The 18,752-nt window shown below is 73.9% G+C and carries 18 protein-coding genes; 8 read left to right on the top strand and 10 right to left on the bottom strand.

Annotated features, from left to right (window positions below):
- The first annotated feature begins 125 nt into the window (after positions 1-125).
- From FB558_RS21925 to FB558_RS21915, 3 genes are read left to right on the top strand one after another with little or no spacing between them, the layout of a single operon-like run.
- Entirely contained in the window at positions 126-860 is a 735-nt protein-coding gene (locus FB558_RS21925) for an IclR family transcriptional regulator (protein WP_211366725.1), read from the top strand.
- Positions 857-2,089 (top strand): CaiB/BaiF CoA transferase family protein, encoded by a 1,233-nt coding sequence (locus FB558_RS21920; protein ID WP_142056286.1) that lies wholly within the window; start codon positions 857-859, stop codon positions 2,087-2,089. Before FB558_RS21925 ends, FB558_RS21920 begins: the two co-directional genes overlap by 4 nt.
- Positions 2,089-2,874: a citryl-CoA lyase gene (locus FB558_RS21915; RefSeq protein WP_142056285.1), complete on the top strand. Its 786-nt coding sequence runs from the start codon at positions 2,089-2,091 to the stop codon at positions 2,872-2,874. Before FB558_RS21920 ends, FB558_RS21915 begins: the two co-directional genes overlap by 1 nt.
- A gap of 20 nt (positions 2,875-2,894) precedes the next feature.
- On the opposite strand, the gene FB558_RS21910 is transcribed toward FB558_RS21915, so the two are convergent.
- From FB558_RS21910 to FB558_RS21900, 3 genes are all read right to left on the bottom strand, one after another.
- On the bottom strand, positions 2,895-4,328 hold the full coding sequence (locus FB558_RS21910; protein ID WP_142056284.1) for an aldehyde dehydrogenase family protein: 1,434 nt from the start codon (positions 4,326-4,328) through the stop codon (positions 2,895-2,897).
- The gene (locus FB558_RS21905; protein ID WP_170231456.1) at positions 4,328-5,941 is read right to left on the bottom strand and encodes a thiamine pyrophosphate-binding protein; all 1,614 of its coding nucleotides are present in this window, start codon (positions 5,939-5,941) and stop codon (positions 4,328-4,330) included. The genes FB558_RS21910 and FB558_RS21905 overlap by 1 nt, the downstream gene beginning before the upstream one ends.
- Positions 5,942-6,156: 215 nt before the next feature.
- Positions 6,157-6,807: a GntR family transcriptional regulator gene (locus FB558_RS21900; RefSeq protein ID WP_170231455.1), complete on the bottom strand. Its 651-nt coding sequence runs from the start codon at positions 6,805-6,807 to the stop codon at positions 6,157-6,159.
- 244 nt (positions 6,808-7,051) lie between these two features.
- Between FB558_RS21900 and FB558_RS21895 the strand changes: the two genes are divergently transcribed.
- Positions 7,052-7,750: a DUF5134 domain-containing protein gene (locus FB558_RS21895; protein ID WP_170231454.1), complete on the top strand. Its 699-nt coding sequence runs from the start codon at positions 7,052-7,054 to the stop codon at positions 7,748-7,750.
- Between the two features lie 46 nt (positions 7,751-7,796).
- Positions 7,797-9,197 (top strand): PepSY-associated TM helix domain-containing protein, encoded by a 1,401-nt coding sequence (locus tag FB558_RS21890; RefSeq protein ID WP_142056280.1) that lies wholly within the window; start codon positions 7,797-7,799, stop codon positions 9,195-9,197.
- A 584-nt stretch (positions 9,198-9,781) separates the two neighbouring features.
- Here the strand turns inward: FB558_RS21890 and FB558_RS21885 are convergent.
- Positions 9,782-10,525, bottom strand: a complete 744-nt coding sequence (locus tag FB558_RS21885; protein ID WP_142056279.1) for an SDR family oxidoreductase — start codon at positions 10,523-10,525, stop codon at positions 9,782-9,784.
- A 57-nt stretch (positions 10,526-10,582) separates the two neighbouring features.
- Here FB558_RS21885 and FB558_RS21880 point away from each other — a divergent pair, with 57 nt between their 5' ends.
- A complete protein-coding gene (locus FB558_RS21880; RefSeq protein ID WP_142056278.1) occupies positions 10,583-11,056 on the top strand; it encodes an RrF2 family transcriptional regulator in 474 nt (157 codons plus the stop codon).
- Positions 11,057-11,065: 9 nt separating this feature from the next.
- Positions 11,066-11,842: a class I SAM-dependent methyltransferase gene (locus tag FB558_RS21875; protein WP_142056277.1), complete on the top strand. Its 777-nt coding sequence runs from the start codon at positions 11,066-11,068 to the stop codon at positions 11,840-11,842.
- Between the two features lie 13 nt (positions 11,843-11,855).
- Here the strand turns inward: FB558_RS21875 and FB558_RS21870 are convergent, their stop codons facing one another.
- The 5 genes from FB558_RS21870 to FB558_RS21850 all read right to left on the bottom strand — a co-directional run bounded on the left by FB558_RS21870 (position 11,856) and on the right by FB558_RS21850 (position 16,798).
- Positions 11,856-12,509, bottom strand: a complete 654-nt coding sequence (locus FB558_RS21870; protein WP_246106659.1) for a trimeric intracellular cation channel family protein — start codon at positions 12,507-12,509, stop codon at positions 11,856-11,858.
- A 253-nt stretch (positions 12,510-12,762) separates the two neighbouring features.
- Positions 12,763-13,524 carry an SDR family NAD(P)-dependent oxidoreductase gene (locus FB558_RS21865; RefSeq protein ID WP_142056275.1) on the bottom strand — a complete coding sequence of 254 codons (762 nt, stop codon included), beginning with the start codon at positions 13,522-13,524 and terminating at the stop codon, positions 12,763-12,765.
- An 11-nt stretch (positions 13,525-13,535) separates the two neighbouring features.
- On the bottom strand, positions 13,536-14,522 hold the full coding sequence (locus FB558_RS21860) for a transketolase family protein (RefSeq protein ID WP_142056274.1): 987 nt from the start codon (positions 14,520-14,522) through the stop codon (positions 13,536-13,538).
- Positions 14,519-15,397, bottom strand: a complete 879-nt coding sequence (locus FB558_RS21855; protein WP_142056273.1) for a transketolase — start codon at positions 15,395-15,397, stop codon at positions 14,519-14,521. Before FB558_RS21855 ends, FB558_RS21860 begins: the two co-directional genes overlap by 4 nt.
- Before the next feature lie 27 nt (positions 15,398-15,424).
- Positions 15,425-16,798 carry an MFS transporter gene (locus tag FB558_RS21850; protein ID WP_142056272.1) on the bottom strand — a complete coding sequence of 458 codons (1,374 nt, stop codon included), beginning with the start codon at positions 16,796-16,798 and terminating at the stop codon, positions 15,425-15,427.
- Between the two features lie 187 nt (positions 16,799-16,985).
- Here FB558_RS21850 and FB558_RS21845 point away from each other — a divergent pair, with 187 nt between their 5' ends.
- The gene (locus FB558_RS21845; protein WP_142056271.1) at positions 16,986-17,939 is read left to right on the top strand and encodes an NAD-dependent epimerase/dehydratase family protein; all 954 of its coding nucleotides are present in this window, start codon (positions 16,986-16,988) and stop codon (positions 17,937-17,939) included.
- A 142-nt stretch (positions 17,940-18,081) separates the two neighbouring features.
- On the opposite strand, the gene FB558_RS21840 is transcribed toward FB558_RS21845, so the two are convergent.
- Entirely contained in the window at positions 18,082-18,744 is a 663-nt protein-coding gene (locus FB558_RS21840; protein WP_246106658.1) for a GntR family transcriptional regulator, read from the bottom strand.
- Between the last annotated feature and the right edge of the window lie 8 nt (positions 18,745-18,752).

Raw genomic sequence — 18,752 nt, 5'->3', positions numbered from 1 at the left:
AGATGCTTGCACGGTGTCCAGGCGCGGTCAACCACAGGCGTCCGCAATGTGGGGTTCCCGGATATCGGACCGCTTGGTGGTCTCGTCGAACCATTGTGTGGTTCACTGCCGCCGTGGAACCCCGGGTGAGGTCGGTCGCGCGCGCCTTCGACCTGCTCGAGCTCTTCGACCACCGCAGACCCCGCCTGCGGCTGAAGGAGATCGCCGAGCGCACCGGCCTGCCGAAGACCACCGTCGTGCGGCTGCTCGCCGACCTCGTCGAGCGCGGCGTCGTCGCGAGCGCCCAGGACGGTCACTACACGGTCGGCGCGACCCTGCTCGGCTGGGTCCGGCTGTCAGCCGCGCTGTGGCGGGTCGACGAGCACACCACCGAGGTGATGCGCGAGCTCGTCCACCGCCACGGCGAGACGGTCAACGTCTACGTCCGCCAGGACCTCACGCGGGTCTCGATCGCCCAGGAGGAGGGCACCGCGACGGTGCGCAACGTCGTCGAGGTGGGCAGGCCGATGCCGCTGACGGCCGGGGCCGCGTCGTACGTGCTCCTCGCCGCGGTCCCGGACGTCGTCGACCGGCTCGTCGCGGCCGATCCGGAACTGGATGCCGCACGGCTGCGGGAGCGCGTGGCAGGCGCCGGGCGGGACGGCTACGCGATCAGCGACGGCGACCGGGAGATCGGCGCCGCGGCCGCGGCCGTCGCCGTGCACTCGCGGCGCGGCGGGCGGGTGATCGCCGCCCTGTCGATGTCCGGGCCGAGCTCGCGGTTCACCGGTCGACGTCTCGAGGCGGGCCTCGCCGGCCTGCACGAGGCCGCACACGCCGTCTCCGAGGCGGGCATGGGAAACGTCGAAGGGCTGCTGTGACACCGAACCCGACCTCGACCCCGCGCGCCGGGCTCCTCGAGGGCCTGCGCGTGCTGGACCTGACCAACGTCCTCGCCGGGCCGTACGCCGCCTACCAGCTGGCCCTCATGGGAGCCGACGTCATCAAGGTCGAGACGCCGCACGGCGGGGACCTGGCCCGCAGGCTCGGCGCCTCCCCCGAGCTCAGCGACGCGGACATGGGGGCCTCGTTCCTCGCCCAGAACGCCGCGAAGCGCTCGATCGCGCTCGACCTCAAGGACGAACGGGGCAAGGCGGCCTTCTGCAGCCTCGTCGCGGGCAGCGCGGTCGTCGTGGAGAACTTCCGGCCGGGCGTCATGCAGCGCCTGGGGTTGGGCTGGGAGCAGCTGCGGGAGATCAACCCGTCGCTCGTCTACTGCGCGATCTCCGGGTTCGGGCAGACCGGTCCGATGCGCGGCAGGCCCGCCTACGACCAGATCGTCCAGGGACTCTCGGGGCTCATGTCCGTCACGGGCACGCCGGAGACGGCCCCGCTGCGCGTCGGCGCGCCCGTGTGCGACACGCTCGGTGGCCTCGCGGCCGCCATGAGCATCGCGGCCGCGCTCGTGCGCCGGCACCGGACCGGTGAGGGTGCCCACCTCGACGTGTCGATGCTCGAGGCCGGTCTGACGGCGATGGGCTGGGTGGTCTCCGACCGGCTCGTCGCCGGCCAGGAGCCGGTCGCGATGGGCAACGAGAACCGCACCGCGGCGCCGTCGGGCACGTTCACCACCGCCGACGGGCACCTCAACATCGCCGCGAACAAGCAGGAGCAGTACGAAGCGCTGTGCGCCGTCCTGGAACGGCCCGATCTCCTGGCCGACGCGCGGTTCGCCACCCGGGAGCAGCGCAAGCAGCACCGCGTCGCGCTCAAGGCCGAGCTGGAGCAGACCCTGTCGGGCCGGTCGGCGGCGGAGTGGGATCCGCTGCTGACCGCGGCCGGGGTGCCCGCCGCGCCGGTGGCGACCCTCGCGCAGGCGCTGGAGTCCCCGCAGCTGGCGGCGCGGGGACTGGTGGCCGAGCTGCCGCTGCCGGTCGCGGGGCGGACCAGCGTTCGGGTGCTCGGCGGTCCGGTGCAGGTGGACGGCGCGCCGGTGCGACCCACCACCTCTCCCCCGCGTCTCGGGGAGCACACGCGCGAGATCCTCGCCGAGCTCGGCTGGACGCGTGCGGAGATCGATGCCCTCGTCACGGCAGGGGGTGCGGTGTAGTGGAGCGCTCGACGTGGTGGACGACCGCCGTCAGCGACATCGAGCCGGGGAGCATCCGGTACCGCGGCTACCCGGTCGAAGAGGTCATCGACGGGGCGTCGTTCGCGTCGACGATCTGGCTGCTGCTGCGCGGCGAGCTGCCTTCCCCCGCCCAGGCGCGGTTGCTGGAGCGCGCGCTCGTCGCGGGGGCCGACCACGGACCGCAGGCGCCCTCGATCGCGATCGCCCGCATGGCGATGACGTGCGGCGTCGGCGTCAACAACGCGATGGCGTCCGCGATCAACGTGCTCGGCGACGTGCACGGCGGCGCGGGCGAGCAGCTCATGGAGATCCTCGCCGGGCTGGCGGATGCCGACGACCTCCCGTCCGCCGTCGCGGACGTGCGCCGCCGGTTGCGCTACGTCCCCGGCTTCGGGCACCGGTTCCACCCCCGCGACCCCCGACGGGACCCGCTCGTGGGCGCGGTGACCCGGGCCGTCGCCGACGGCGTCGTCGCGGGGCGGCACCTGGAGGTCGCGCTCGAGATCGAGCGGCAGCTGTCCGAGGGCCGGGAGCGGGCGGTGCCGATGAACATCGACGGCGCCACGGCGATCATCTACGCCGAGCTCGGGTTCGCTCCCGCCCTCGGACGCGGACTGTTCGTCCTGTCCCGCGCCGTGGGCGCGCTGGCCCACGCGTGGGAGGAATCCGGCTCCGGGGCCCGCAACAAGGGCCCGGTGCCGCGCGACCAGCTCGCCGCCTACGCCGGTCCGCCGCCGCGGCACCTGGAGCCGCGCGGCGACTGACCCGCTCCGCTCCTCCTGCGTCAGGGCCGGGCCGGGCCCACGGTCACCAGCGTCTCCTCGGTCATCTCCTCGATGGCGTAGCGCGGACCCTCCACGCCGGTGCCGCTGGCCTTGACCCCGCCGAACGGCATGAGGTCCACCCGGCTGCTCGAGGTCTCGTTGATGTGCACCGTGCCCACCCGCAGCTGCTGGGCGGCCGTGAGGGCGCTGTCGAGGTCGGCGGTGAAGACGCCCGCGGCGAGGCCGAAGGGCGTGTCGTTCGCCTCGGCGACCGCGTCGGCCAGGGTGTCGAACGGGCGCAGGACGACCACCGGGCCGAAGACCTCGTTCGTCATCACCGTCATGTCGCGCGAGACGTCGCCCAGGATCGTCGGCGTGATCACCGAGCCCTCGCGCGCGCCCCCGTGGACGAGCTCGGCGCCGCCCTCGACGGCCTCGGTCACCCAGGACTCGATGCGGTCCGCCGCCTCGGCCGAGATCACGGGCCCGACGAACGTCTCGGGCAGGCGCGGGTCGCCCACGACCCGGTCCGCGACCCCGCGGGCCACGAGCGCGCCGAACTCCGCCATAACCTCGCGCTGCACGTAGAGCCGCTGCACGGAGGTGCACACCTGACCGGCCTTGCGGAAGGCGGCGTTGACGCACAGCCCTGCCGCGGCCTCCAGCGCCGCGTCCGCGCAGACGATCGTGCTCGCGAGGCTGCCCAGCTCCAGCTGGGTGCGGCGGATGCCGACGGTGCGGGCGATGTGCTCGCCGACCCGCGTGCTGCCGGTGAAGGCGTAGAAGGCGGGTACCGGGTGCTCGAGCAGCGCCTGCCCCACCTCGGCGCCGCCGGGCAGTAGCGCGAGCAGCCCTTCCGGCACGCCGGCGTCGAGCAGCAGCTCCACCAGCAGCACGGCCGTCAGCGGTGTCTCCGGCGCCGGCTTGAGGACCACCCCGTTGCCCGCGGCGAGGGCGGGGCCGACCTTGTGGCACACCGTGTTGACCGGCGCGTTGAACGGCGTGATCGCGCAGACCACGCCGAGCGGCTTGCGCAGGGTGAACCCGATCCGGCCGCGGACGCCGGGCCCGCCCTCGACGGGCACCATGCGCCCGGCCACGCGCTTGGCCTCCTCACCGCACAGCTGCAACGTCTCGGTGGCGCGGTCGACCTCGCGCCCGGCGTCGGTGAGGGTGAAGCCGGTGTCGGCCACCACCGCGTCGACGAACCGGTCGCGCCGCTCCCGCATCAGCGCCGAGGCGGCCATCAGGACCGCGCCCCGCTCGTATCCGGTCTGCCGCGCGGTCGCCTGTGCCGCCGCGACCGCCCGCACGGCCCGGTCGACCTGCGCGCGGTCCGGGACGTGGACCTGCGCCAGCTCCGCGCCGTCGAACTTGTCGTGCAGCGGCTGGGTGCTCGCGCCCTCGCGCCACGCGCCGTCGGAGAACAGGAGTGCCTGCGTGGGAAGGGGCATCAGAACTGGGCCTCGTACTGGGCGGGGTCGATGACGGCTTCGATGACGAGTGGCCGGGTGAGGTCGTTGACGCCCGCGGTGGCGCGCTCGAGCTCGGCGACCGACGTGACCCGGACGCCGTCGCAGTCCATCGACTCCGCGAGCTTCACCAGGTCGGTCGCCTCGATCCGGGTGGCCGTGCTCGGGTAGCCGGCCACCGCCTGCTTGAGCTCGATGCGGTTGAGGCTCTCGTCGACGAACACGACCACCGCGAGGTTCGCGCCGACGCTCGCCGCCAGCCGCATCTCGGTCGCCGCCATCGCGAACCCGCCGTCCCCGACGAGCCCGGCGACGGGCCGGTCCGGGAAGGCCAGCTTGGCCGCGATGGCCGCGGGAACGCCGAACCCCATCGACGACAGCCCGTTGGACATGAGCACGCCCCGCGGCGCCGGCGTGGTCCAGCCCTGCCCGACGAGCAGCTTGTGCGAGCCGACGTCGCACGCGACGACGGCGTCGTGGTTCATCGCGCCGCGCACGACGTCGAGGACGTCGGTGGGGTTGAGGCGGTCGGCCACGCGGCCGGAGTAGTAGACCTCGCGCAGGCGGGCGCGGTGCGCCGCGACGTCGCCGGGATCGGTGCGCGGCTCGCCGCGCCACTCGTCGGCCATCCACCGCAGGACGTCCGCGACGCCACCGACGAGCTCGACCTCGGCCTGGTAGACCTGGTCGGTGTTGGGCACGGCGTCGACGTGCAGCACCGGCACGGCCAGCAACCACGGCTTGATCAGCTCGACGGCGTCGAAGCCCACGGCCACGACGAGGTCGCTCGCGGCGAGCAGGTCCCACATGACCGTGTTGCAGGCCATGTCGAGCACGCCCGCGAAGTACGGGTGGTCCTCGGGCACCACGCCCTTCGCCATCGGCGACACGACGACCGGGGCGCCGACGGTCTCCGCGAGGGCGACGAGCTCCTTGGTCGCCTCGCCCCGCACGGCGCCGATCCCGGCGAGGATCACCGGCCTGCGGCTGCGGGCCAGGCGGGCCACCGGGTCGGGCGTGTCGCCGCCGTGCCCGTGCACCTGGACGCCCAGGGAGCGCGCTTCCAGCGGGGGCAGCGCCACCGGTTCGTCCGGGGCCTGGGCCTTGAAGACGTCCCCGCCGACGGTGAGGTGCACGGCGCCCGGGCGCTCGGCGACCGCCGTGCGCATCGCCTTGCGCAGCGTGGGCCCCACGGCCGCGGTCTCCAGCCTCCCCGCCCACTTGGTGATCGGGCCGAACAGCCGTCCGTGGTCCACGACCTGGTGGGTGAAGAACTGCTCGCGGGCCGCCTCGATCTGACCGGAGATCGCCAGCATCGGCACGCGGTCCCACTGGGCGGCCGCGACCCCGTTGACCAGCGCCGTCGAGCCCGGGCCGAGCGTGGACACGCACACGCCGAGGTTGCCGGTGGCCTGCGCCATGCCCTCGGCCATGAACGCGGCGGTCCCCTCGCGGCGCCCCAGCACGATCTCGGTGCCCTGCAGGCGCAGCGCCTCGAGGAACTCCACCGTCGGGTCGCCGGGATAGGTGAACACGTGCGAGACCCCGGCCTCGGCCAGGTACTCGGCGACCACCGCCGCAACGGTCCGGCTCACGGGCATCCACCTCACCAAACGTCGTCGCCGACGTCGCCGACGTCGTCGTTTTCGATCCGCCCGCGTTCGGCGGCGTGGCGGAGGGAGCCTAACAGCTCGGTATACATCTGCACACGGTCGGATGCCGCGGTGCGGGACACGTCGACCCGACGACTGGCGGGAACGGGCATGACGATGCCGCCGACCGGCGGCGCCGGTCGGCGGGGGGCGGGACCTCAGTCCTCGTTCTCCCAGAGCTTCAGGCGGATGTCGCGCGCCTCGCTGAAGTGCCGGCCCGCCACCTCGGCGGCACGGTCGCCGTCGCGCGCCTCGATGGCGGCGACGAGCTCGGCGTGCTGCTCCACCGTCTCCTCCCAACGCCCCTCGTAGGAGAGCGTGGTGAGCGGGAAGCGACCGAGCTGCACCTCGACCCGCTGGAGCAGATCGATGAGCGCGAGTTGGTGGGTGGACTGCCAGACGATGCTGTGGAAGTTCCGGTTGGCGCCGACCCGGCCGCGGGCGTCGAGATCGGTGGCGTTCACGTAGCGCCGGTGCGCCTGGTGCAGAGCGATGATGTCGTTGTTGGTACGGCGCTCGGCCGCGGTGCGACCGCACTGCGCCTCGAGCAGGATGCGCACCTCGTAGATGTCGAGCACCTCGCCGGGCGTACGGTCCCGGACGACGAGCCCCGATGCCGTGCGGAGCACGAGGCCGTCCTGCTCGAGCCGGGTGAGGGCCTGCCGGATCGGGGTGCGACTGACCCGGAAGGTCTGGGCGAGCGAGGTCTCGACGAGGTGCTCGCCGGGCTGGAGATCACCCAGGTAGATCGATTCCTTGAGCTGGGCGTACGGATCGATGGCATCACCGCCACGCACGGCCACGGTCACCTCGCCTCCCCGGAGCGCCCCGACCGCTCCACGTATGCAGGAGGATACAGGACGCCCAGGAGGAGCCCGGGCGTCCGTGTACGGGAGGCCGACACCCGGGGAATGCCTGGACATCAGGCGTGGTCGTACCGGACACCGTCGCATGCAGTCGTATACCAAGAGTCCGTCGCAGGTGGTGACGTCATCGCGGGAACCAGGCTCCACCTGCGGACGACCTCTCCTCCCGGGAGCAGGAGGAGGGGATGTGTTCGCATCGACCGCGCTGTCGCTGGCGTTCACCGTCGTGTTCGTGCTGACCGCCGGCTACTCGTTGGTGCGCATGGCACTGCTCACCGCCGGAACCGCGCCGGGCGGTGACCGGCTCGCGGAGCTGTCGCACCTGCTGATGAGCCTGGCGATGGTCGGCATGGCGACCGGGTGGACCGGCGGCCCCGCCAGTGCGGGCGGAGTCCTCCAGCTCGCGCTGTTCGGGCTGCTGACCGTGTGGTTCCTCGGTCGTCTCGCGGTCCCCGCTCCCGGGCACGCCCGGATCGGGGACGCCTACCACCTCGTCATGGTCGCCGCGATGGTGTGGATGGTGGCGGCGATGCCGCAGCTGATGGGCATGACCGGTGCACCCGCGGCGGGCGGCGGGGCGCACGCCCACCACCACGGCGGCGGTACCGCCGAGGCGCTCGCCCCGCACACCGTGGCCGTCGCGACGCCACCGTGGGTGCTCGCCGTGAACGGTGTCTTCGTGGCCCTGCTCGCTGCCGCGGCCGTGTTGTGGGGCCGCCGCGCGGTGCGACCGGGTACCGCGATCGGGATCGCCGCGGGCGGGGGCGGCGCCGTCGTCGCCACCCGCGCCGACCCGGGCCTCGCGCGGCTCACCGGCCCGCGTGCGGACGCCTGCTGCCACCTGCTGATGAGCATCGGCATGGGCGCGATGCTCCTCGCCATGTGATGCGCCGCTCCCCCGCGCGCTCCCACCCCCGACCGGAGGGCCCGCTGTGACCGACACCCTCGCCGCCGATCCGCCGGCAGGCGCACACCCCCCGGGCAGCGCCGCCGCCCGGTCCCGCGGTGGCTGGTGGTGGACCGGGCTGCGGCCGCTGGTGCTGCGCCTGCACTTCTACGTCGGGATCTTCGTCGGTCCGTTCCTCCTCGTCGCCGCCGCGACCGGTCTCCTCTACACGGTCACGCCGCAGCTCGAGCAGCTCGCGCACCGCGACGCCCTGACGGTGCCCGCGGTCGGGGACACGCCGGTCCCGCTGGGCGAGCAGGTCGTGGCGGCGGCCGCGGCGGTGCCGGACGGAACGGTCACCGAGATCCGCCCACCCCGCTCCGCCGACGGCACGACCCGGGTCGGCTTCGACGCCCCCGGCGTCGCGGAGGACTACTCGCGCACCGCCTTCGTCGACCCCTACACCGGCCAGGTCCGCGCCGTCCTGGACACCTACGGCGAGTGGCTGCCCGTCCGCGCCTGGATCGACGAGCTGCACCGCACCCTGCACCTCGGCCCGGTCGGGCGGCTCTACAGCGAGGTCGCCGCGAGCTGGCTCGGCGTGCTCGCGCTGTCCGGCGTCGCGCTGTGGACCGCCCGGCGCCGCCGCCGCGCCCGGCTCCGGCGCACCCTGCTGCCGGAGGGCACGGCCACCGGCCGCGTCCGGCTGCGGTCCTGGCACGGCGCGGTCGGGCTGTGGGCGGCGATCGGCATGCTGTTCCTCTCGGCCACCGGCCTGACCTGGTCGCAGTTCGCGGGCGCGAACGTCACCGCGTTGCGCGCGAGCCTCGACTGGTCCACGCCGACGGTCGCGACGGCCCTGCCCGGTCCGGCGGCCGGCGCTCCGGCGGGCGCCGCCGATCCGGCCGTCCTCGGCGACACCGCCGACCGCGTCCTCGCCGCCGCCCGCGCGGCCGGGCTCTCGGACCCGGTCGCCCTCCTCCCGGGTGGCGACGGCGAGGCGTGGGTGGTCGAGCAGGTCCAGCGCTCGTGGCCGGAGAAGCAGGACGCGGTCGCCGTCGACCCGACCAGCGCGACGATCGTCGACACCCTCCGGTTCGCCGACTGGCCGCTGGCGGCGAAGCTCGCGCGCTGGGGCGTCGACGCGCACATGGGCCTGCTGTTCGGCGCCGCCAACCAGGTCGCCCTCGCGACGCTCGCCCTCGCCGTCATCTGCATGGTGGTCTGGGGGTACCGGATGTGGTGGCTGCGCCGCCCGACCCGCGGCGGCCGGGCCGGGCCGCCCGGCGGCGACCTACTCCCCGACCCCGGGGCGGTCCTGCTCGTCGGGGCGGTCGCGGTCCTGGCCGGGGTGGCCCTGCCCGCGCTCGGCGTCACCCTCGTGGTGTTCCTGCTCGTCGACATCGGCCGCCAGCAGCTGCGCGACCGGCGGACCGCACGGCCCTGATGCGTGGCCCGGACGGTCACCGGGGTCGTGCCGCGGCCGATCCGGCCGCAGACGAGGGTGCGTGAGCAGGCCCGTGGCGACGCCCGTGCAGCAGGCTGCCGTGGGCGACCCGGGCCCCCGGCCTCATGATCAGCAAGTCGGCGCGTTCCCGGGTTGAAAGCGCCCGATATCGCGCCGACACGGCGATCATGACCACCCAGGTACCCGGTGATCAAGGACCGGGACGGCCGATGATCACAGTGTCCGAGGGTGCAACGGGACCACAGCCAGGTGCGCACCGGCCCGACAGCGACGAACTCGTCCCGAACAGGCCTGGGCCATGCCGGGAACGGCCCGCCCACAGGAGATCCCACGACGCCATCGACACCATGGGCCTGCGCACGCGACCGAAGACCCATGACGTCGACCGCGTCACGCACAGGCGCGCGGAACGCGCGAACGGCCATGATCAGCAGAAGTGGTACCAGGGCGACAGATCTGTCGCACTGGTACCACTTCTGGCGATCACCCCGGCGCGAGGAGTAGGTGAGGGCCCCGCGCGGCTCGCGCTCCGCACCGCCGCGTGGTCGCGGCAACCCAGGTGGTCAACGCCGCTCCGCGAGCCAGTCCTCGAACGTCGTCGGGGCGATGCGCGCGCCCTCCCCGGGCAGCAGCACGTTCCCGGCCATCGTGGGCCCGAACACCGACGACCAGGTGGGGACGAGCGTCACCGAGCGGCCGCGCGCCTGGTGGGTGCGGCGCGCCATGTCGACGAGGTCCTGCGTGGCCGGCCCCGCGACGTCGACGTGCCTGCCCTGCGGTGCACCGGTCGCGACCTCGGCGAGGATGCCCGCCACGTCCGCGGGGGCGATCGGCTGCACGAGCAGCGGGGCGATCGTGGCGACGCCGTCCCGCTCGGTCCAGCCCGCGACCATCTCGGCGAAGTCGTGGAACTGGGTGGCCGGCACGATCGTCCACGGCACGGGGCCCTGGCCGACCAGACGTTCCTGCTCGCGCTTGCCGGCGTAGTGCGCGTTGCCCTCGATGGCGTGGATCCCGACGATCGAGAGCAGCACGTGGTGCCGGACGCCCGCCCGCTGCTCGGCGGCGAGCAGGTTCGCCGTGGCCGTGGCGAAGAACGTCACGGCCTCCGTGCGGTCGCTCGACGTGGAGTTCGTGGCGTCGACGACGGCCTCGACGCCGGTGAGCGCGTCGTCGAGCCCGTCGCCGGTGACCAGGTCCACCCCGAGCGAACGGCTGATCCGCACGACGTCGTGACCGTCGCGCTCGAGCGCTGTGACCGTGAGGGCTCCGATGTTGCCGGTGGCGCCGGCGACCGCGATACGCATGCCCGAAGGCTATTCAGGACTAAGCAGATCCGCAATATCGTCGATATGCTGGTCGGCGTGAAGCTGCCGGTGAGCACCGAATGGGTCCTGCACTGCGCCACCACGCTGGCGCAGCTCGATCCGCGGACGACCGTTCCGGCTCCCCGCCTCGCGCGGCACTACGACCTGCCTGCGCCCTACCTGGCCAAGCAGCTGCAGGCGCTCGTCCGGGCAGGCCTGCTGGCCGCCACCACGGGTCCGCGCGGCGGGTTCCGGCTGGCGCGGCCCGCCTCGGCGATCACGCTCCTGGAGGTCGTCGAGGCCGTCGACGGCACGTCCTCGCCGTACGAGTGCCGCGAGATCCGCCAGCGGGGCCGTGGCGCGCTGCCGCCCGAGGACTGCCGGCACACCTGCGTGCTCGCGCAGAAGATGGCAGACGCCCACGAGGCATGGCGCGCCAGCCTCGCGGGCGTCACCCTCGCCGACGTCCTCGCCACGCTGCCACCGTCGGCGGTACCCCGGACACGACGGCTCCTGACGGGGACGGAGTAGGTGGAGCCCGTGAGCACCGACCCCTACCACCGCCTCGGACGGGGTTACGACCGGCACCGCCGGCCCGATCCGCGGATCCACGCCGCCGTCACACGAGCACTCGGCGACACCGCGACCGTCGTCAACGTGGGGGCCGGGCCGGGCGCGTACGAGCCGCCCACCACGGTCGTCGCCGTGGAGCCGTCACCGGTCATGATCGCGCAACGGCCGCCCGGCGCGGCGCCGGTGGTGCGGGCCCGCGCCGAGGCGCTCCCGCTGCCCGACGGCGCCGTCGACGCCGCGCTCGCGGTCTTCACCGTCCACCACTGGACCGACCCCGCCGCAGGTCTCGCCGAGCTCGTCCGGGTCTCCCGCCGGCAGGTCGTCCTGACCTGGGACCCCGAGGCCTTCGCGCGCTCGCTGTGGCTCGTCGCGGACTACCTGCCCGAGGTCGCCACCGCCGAGCGCGGGCTCGCCTGCCTGGAGACGATCACGGCGGAGCTCTCGCGCCACGGGCGTCATGTCGAGGTCCGGCCGGTTCCGGTACCGGCCGACTGCCGCGACGGGTTCCTCGGCGCGTTCTGGAGACGTCCCCGGGCCTACCTCGACCCCACCGTCCGGGCCGCCGCCTCCGGACTGGCCGGACTCCCACCCGCCGTGACCGGGCCGGCCCTGCACCGCCTCGCGGACGACCTCGCCACCGGCCGGTGGCACCGCTCGTACGGGCACCTGCTGGACCTCGACGAGCTCGACGTGGGGTACCGCCTCGTCCTCGCCACGGACGAGGGGCGATCCGCCGCCCCGTGATCGGAAGTCGCGATCATGCCCGGTCGCGGCCCTGCCCGTGCCGGACGCGCCGCGCCCGCGGCGCCCGCCAGTGGAACCGCACCGCGAGCAGCCGCACCACGAACCCGACGGCGAGCGCGACGGCCGCGTTCCACCCCTCGTCCAGCTGCAGGCGGTCGCCGATCACGGCGAGCGTGGCCGCCAGCGCGGCCGGGACGGCGTAGAGCTCGCTGTCGCGGCGCAGGACCGCAGGCGGCTCGCCGGCCACCACGTCCCGCAGGATCCCGCCGCCGATCGCCGTGACCACCCCCAGCACGACCGCCTGCACCGGCCCCAGGCCGTGGGCGAGGGCCTTCAACGCGCCCGCGACGCTGAACAGCCCCAACCCGACGGCGTCGAGGACCAGCACCGCGCGGCCCAGCCGCTCGACGAGCCGGTGCGCGACGAACGTCAGCAGCACCGCCACCGCGGGCACCACGACGTAGCCGGGCTCGGTGAACGCGGCCGGTGGCACGGCGCCGATGACGAGGTCGCGGACGATGCCCCCGCCCAGCGCCGTCACGCCGGCGAGCACCAGCATGCCGACGAGGTCGAAGTCGCGGCGCACCGCCACCAGCGCGCCCGAGGTCGCGAACGCGAAGACCCCGACGAGGTCGAGGACCTGCAGCACGGGGGTCAGTGCGCTCACTGCTGCGCCTTCCGGTGCGGGACGGGGCCGCCCGGTGGACGGCGCGACCACCGTAGACACCGCGTTGCCGCCCGGGCCGGTCGGCGCCGGCCCCGCATCGCTTCGCTTCGCTTCGCTTCGACGATCTCGCAAGCGACTGGCGCGCCGCGAAGACGGGGATCCGTCGACGACGGCGGGGTCGGCTTCCGCATCAAGGTCGACGAGCAGTCCACGCTCTGACCGGGGTCGGGACCGGCCCGGTCGGTCGCCGGACTCAGTGGATGTGGGAGCCGCCGTTGACGTCGTAGGTGGCGCCGGTGATGTACCCGGACTCCACGCGGCAGAGGTAGGTGATGAGGTCCGCCACATCCGCGACGCGGCCGTTGCGGCCCACCGGGATGCCGGCGATCAGCGCCTCCTTGCGCTCCCCCTGCAGCGCGTCCCCGGTGATGTCGGTGTCGATCAGGCCGGGCGCGACGCTGTTGACGGTGACGCCGAGCGGGCCCACCTCGCGGGCCAACGCGCGGGCGAACCCGAGCTGCGCGGCCTTCGCCGCCGAGTACGCGACCCCGCCGAAGACCCCGCCGCCCCGCTCGGCCGACACCGACGAGAGGAACACGACCCGGCCGAAGCCCCGCTCGGCCATCCCCGGCACCAGCCGGCGGGTGATGTTGTAGGCGCCGCGGACGTTGACGGCGAAGATGCGGTCCCACTCCCCGCCGTCCACGTCGAGGAACCGGGTGGGCGAGGTGATGCCGGCGTTGTTGACCAGCGCGCCCACCGCGGGCGCGTCGGCGGCGAGGGTGTCGACGGCCGCGGCGACCGAGCCCTCGTCCGTGACGTCGCAGGCGAGCCCGAACGCCTGCACGCCGTGCCGGTCCGCGATCTCGTCCGCGGTGTCCTTGGCGCCGGCCTCGTCGAGGTCGAGGACGGCGACGGTCCAGCCCGCGGCAGCAAGGGCCTGCGCGGTGGCGCGGCCGATGCCGCGGCGGGAGGCCGCGCCGGTGACGACGGCGGTCAAGTCGGTCACGGTCATCTCGCTCCTGTTCAGAGGTCGGCCCTGACGCGCGCGCAGAGCGCGTCGGTGGACAGGCCGTAGCGGTCGTGGAGGGTGGGCAGCGCGCCGGCGGCGAGGAACGCGTCGGGCAGCGCCACGGGGACGATGCGGGCGGCGACGCCTGCGTAGGCGACGGTGGCGGCGACGGCCTCGGACAGCCCGCCGACGACGGTGTGGTTCTCGGCCGTCACCACGAGCCGGTCCCCGCGCACCTCCCGCAGGATCGCCGCGGTGTCCAGCGGCTTGATCGTCGGGACGTGCAGCACGGCGGCGTCGACGTGGTCGGCCTCGAGCCGGGACGCGGCCTGCAGCGCCCGCATGGTCATCAAGCCGGTGGAGACGAACAGGACGTCCCGCCCGCCCCGCAGGAGGGCGGCCCGCCCCAGCTCGAAGCGGTAGTCGTACTCGTCGAGCACGGTCGGGACCTTCCCGCGCAACAACCGGAGGTAGGTCGGGCCGGCATGGTCGGCGAGCGCGGGCACCGCCTGCTCGATGTCGACCGAGTCGCACGGGTCCACGATCGTCAGACCCGGGCAGGCGCGCAGGATCGCGAGGTCCTCGGTGGCCTGGTGGCTGGGCCCGTAGCCGGTGGTGAGCCCGGGCAGCGCCCCGACGACGTTGACGTTCAGGCCGGGCTCGGCGATGTCCAGGCAGAGGAAGTCGTACGCCCGCCGGGTGGCGAACACCGAGTAGGTGGAGGCGAACGGCACCAGGCCGACCTCGGCGAGCCCGGCGGCGGCACCGAGCATGACCTGCTCGGCCATGCCCATCTGGAAGAACCGGTCCGGGTGCGCGTCGCGGAAGACGTGCATGTCGGTGTACTTCGCGAGGTCCGCCGAGAGCCCGACGATTTCGGGGCGCTCCTCGGCCAGGCGGGCCAGCGCGTGCCCGAACGGGGCCGGGGCCGTGCGCTGCCCGGGATCGGCGAACGAGGCGATCATCGCCGAGGTCGTCAGCCGCTGGGCAGGGGCGCTCATCGTGTTGCCTCCAACGCGTCGTGGGCGACCTGCCACTCGTGCTCGGCCACCGGCATGAAGTGCGCCTTCTCCCGGCTCTCCAGGAACGGGACGCCCCGGCCCGGGCGGGTGTCGCAGATCAGCACCGACGGACCGCCCGCGTGGTCGCGGACGCGATCGAGCCCGTCGAGCAGGGCGGGGACGTCGTTGCCGTCGACACGCACGGCGTTCCAGCCGAAGGCGCGCCACTTGTCGACGACCGGCTCGGTGCGCAGGACCGTCGGGGTCGGGCCGTCGGCCTGCAGCCCGTTGACGTCGACGATCGCCGTGACGTTGTCGAGGCCGTGGTGGGCGCAGGCCATCGCGGCCTCCCACGTGGAGCCCTCGTCGAGCTCGCCGTCGGAGAGCAGGTTGAACACCCGCGCCGGGTTGCCCAGGCGGCGCAGCCCGAGGCCCATGCCGCAGGCGATGCCGAGGCCGTGACCGAGCGAGCCGCCGGAGATCTCCATGCCCGGCGTGTAGGAGGCCATGCCCGACATCGGCAGGCGCGAGTCGTCGGTGCCGTAGGTCTCGATCTCCTCGAGCGGGATCGTGCCGGCCTCGGCCAGTGCGGCGTACAGGGCGATCGCGTAGTGGCCGATGGAGAGCAGGAAGCGGTCGCGCCCCTCCCACCCGGGGTCGTCGGGACGCAGGCGCAGCTCGCCGCCCTCGCGGGCGTAGAACACGGCGAGGACGTCGGCGACGCCGAGGGCCTGGCCGATGTAGCCCTGGCCCTGGACCTCGCCCATCGTCAGGGCGTGGCGCCGGATCCGGGTCGCCGCGGCCCGCAGCCACGCGATCCGCTGGTCACGCTCGCCGGCCGCGGCCGGGAGCCGGTCGGTGGTCACCGAGGTCATCGGTTGCTCCTCCTGGTGGGTACGGGGTCAGATGCCGCTGACGGGAGCGGGATCGGCGCCCGTGCGCGCGGAGTGCGCGCGCTCGAGGGCCGCGACCTCGGCCCGCTCGGCGCGGCCCCAGGTCTCCCGGGTCAGCAGCGTGGCGACGAGCCCGAGCAGGCCGTAGGCGCTGAACAGCAGGGCCGGGCCGAGCCAGCCGGTGCGCGCGTACAGCGCCGTCGCGATCAGGGGCGTGAACCCGGAGACGACGGCGGAGAGCTGGTAGGCCAGCGACGCCCCGCTCGTCCGGGTGCGGGCGTGGAAGAGCTCGGGGAACCAGGCACCCTGCACCCCGGCGAGGCTGTTCTGGCACACCGCGTAGCTGACCACGAAGGCGATCACGATCGCCGTTGCCTGACCCGTGTTGAGCAGCAGGAACAGCGGAACACCCCACGCCACGGTGATCGCGGTCCCGATCAGGTAGACGGGGCGGCGGCCGATCCGGTCGGTCAGCGCCCCCCAGAGCGTCGTGGCGGCGATGCCGAGCGCGGCGGCGAGCATGAGCGCGAAGAGCGTCACCGAACGGTCGGTGAGCTCCTCGCTCGCCAGGTAGGACATCACGAACGTGACCGACAGGGCGTAGCCGGCGGTCTCGGTGATCCGCAGGCAGAACGCCCGCAGGACGTTGCGCCAGTCCGTGCGCAGCACCTCGAGCAGCGGGTTCTCCGACACCGCGCCCTCGGCCTTCAGCGTCTCGAACTCCGGCGACTCCTCGACCTTCAGCCGGATCACGATCCCGACGACGATCAGCACCGCGGACAGCAGGAACGGCACCCGCCACGCCCACTGCTCCCCCAGCGGCACGCTCACCAGGAACGCGGCGTTGGCCAGCAGCAGCCCGACCGGGAAGCCGGCCTGCGTGATCCCCGTGTAGAGCCCGCGCCTGCGCCACGGGGCGTGCTCGAAGGTCATCAGGATCGCGCCGCCCCACTCGGCGCCGAACGCCAGGCCCTGCACGACGCGCACGGCGACGAGCAGCACCCCCGCCCAGGCGCCGACCTGCTGGTAGGTGGGCAGGACCCCGATCAGGACGGTGGCGACCCCCATCAGCAGCAACGACCCGACCAGGACCGGCTTGCGCCCGACACGGTCGCCCAGGTAGCCGCCGACGATCCCGCCGAGCGGGCGCACCGCGAACCCGACCCCGAGCGTCGCGAAGGAGAGCAGGGTCCCCGAGAGCGGGTCGGTGGCGGGGAAGAAGACCGTGTTGAAGTACAGCGCCGCGGCCGTGCCGAACCCGATGAAGTCGTAGGTCTCGATCGTCGCCCCGATCGACGACCCGATCGCGACCTTCTTCCTCGCGGGCGTGCCCTCGATCGCCGCGCGGGGCGATCCGGCCGGGGGCGTGTGGTGTGCAGACATGTGATCTCCGCTGATCGGCTGTGACCGAGCGGCCGTCTCCCGTTCCCGAGAGTCCGACTGTTAACACTCGGCAGTCGGGAGACACCTTGCAGGCGTCGTCGTCAGCTGTCAACCGCTCGCACCACTGTCACCAGTACGTCTGCTGTCTCGTCTCAGGTGCAGGACATCGAGCAGAGAGGTGACCGCGATGCGGGTCTTCGTGGCAGGTGGGGCGGGAGCGCTGGGCCGGCGGCTGGTGCCGCAGCTGGTGGCGCGCGGGCACGAGGTGACCGCGACCACCCGGAGCGCGGGCAAGGCCGGTGAGCTGCAGGCGCTCGGTGCGCGTCCCGTCGTGGCGGACGGGCTGGACGGGGTCGTGGTCGGGAGGGCGGTGGCCGAGGCGCGGCCCGACGCGGTCGTGCACCAGATGACCGCGATCGGGACACCGGACATGCGGCACTTCGACCGCTGGTTCGCCACGACCAACCAGCTGCGCACGACCGGCACCAGGCACCTGCTCGCGGCCGCGCAGGCGAGCGGCGTCGAGAAGGTCGTCGTGCAGAGCTACACGGGCTGGACGAACATCCGGACCGGCGGGCCGGTGAAGACCGAGGAGGATCCGCTCGACCCCGAGCCGGCGAAGGAGCAGCGGGAGTCCATGGCGGCCATCCGGTTCGTGGAGCGGGCCGTGCCGGCGGCGCCGCTCACCGGGATCGTGCTGCGCTACGGCAACTTCTACGGTCCGGGGGCATCCGAGTCGATGGTCGAGATGATCCGGGCCCGCAGGATGCCGATCGTCGGCAGCGGCGCCGGGGTGTGGTCGTTCATCCACCTCGACGACGCAGCGACCGCCACGGTCGCGGCTGTGGAACGGGGCGAGGCGGGCGTCTACAACATCGTCGACGACGACCCGGCGCCGGTGTCGCAGTGGCTGCCCCATCTCGCCGACTCGGTGGGCGCGAAGCCGCCGATGCGGCTGCCGGTGTGGCTCGCCCGGCTCGCGGCGGGGGAGGTCGTGGTGCGGTGGATGACCGAGGGCCGCGGTTCCTCCAACGAGAAGGCGAAGCGCGAGCTGGACTGGCGACCGGCCTGGACCAGCTGGCGCGACGGCTTCCGCCACGGGCTGGTCGACGACGGCGCAGCCCGGGACGCGCGCGGATGACCGATCCCGGTGAGCCGGCCGAGGCGCGCGGGGCCGGAAGCCAGATCACGAACGTCTTCGTCCTCGACGTCGCCGACGTGCGTGCGCGGGTGCCGGGAGCGGCGTGCGGCGGAACGACGCCGGGAGTTCGGCGGCACGGTGATCAGCGCGCGGGGGCGCTCGCGAAATGGTCGGCCGCGGCCGTCATGTGCGCCTCCACGACTCCGACCGCGGCCGCGAGGTCACCGCTCTCGATCGCCTCGACGATCGGCGCGTGCCGTCCGGGCGTCATCATCGCCGGCGCGTCCGCAGGGTCCCGGCTCATGATCGTGACCCGGATGCGGCCCTCCAGGTGCCGCCACGACTCCAGCAGCATCACGTTGCCCGACAGCTCGCACAACCGCGTGTGGAAGCCGAGGTCCGCTTCGACCCGGGCGGCGAAGTCCTCCCCCGCGTCGTCGAGCGCGGTGACCGCCGCCCGCAGCGCCGCCACCGCCGCGGCCCGGTCCGGCGACGCGATGATCTCGCTGACCGCGAGCCCCTCCAGCGCCGCCCGCACCCGGAACAGCCCGCGGATCTCCTCCGCGGACAGCGAGTTCACCCGGAGCATCCCGCGGGCACCGGCCCGGACGAGCCCCTCCTGCTGCAGGTGCCGCAGCGCCTCCCGCACGGTGCCCCGGCTCACCCCGAGGCGCGCCGCGAGCTCCACCTCGCCCAGGTGGTCGCCCGGCCGGTAGGCACCGGAGGTGATGGCCGTCCGCAGCGCCTGCAGCACGCGCTCGCGCAACGTGCTGCGGTCGATGTTCGGCAGCGATTCGACGGACACGGGCCTCC

This window comes from Pseudonocardia kunmingensis, from assembly GCF_006716445.1.
Lineage (GTDB): Bacteria > Actinomycetota > Actinomycetes > Mycobacteriales > Pseudonocardiaceae > Pseudonocardia > Pseudonocardia kunmingensis.
Note: the sequence above shows the minus strand (reverse complement) of the source record. Positions and strands in the feature narration are given on the sequence as shown.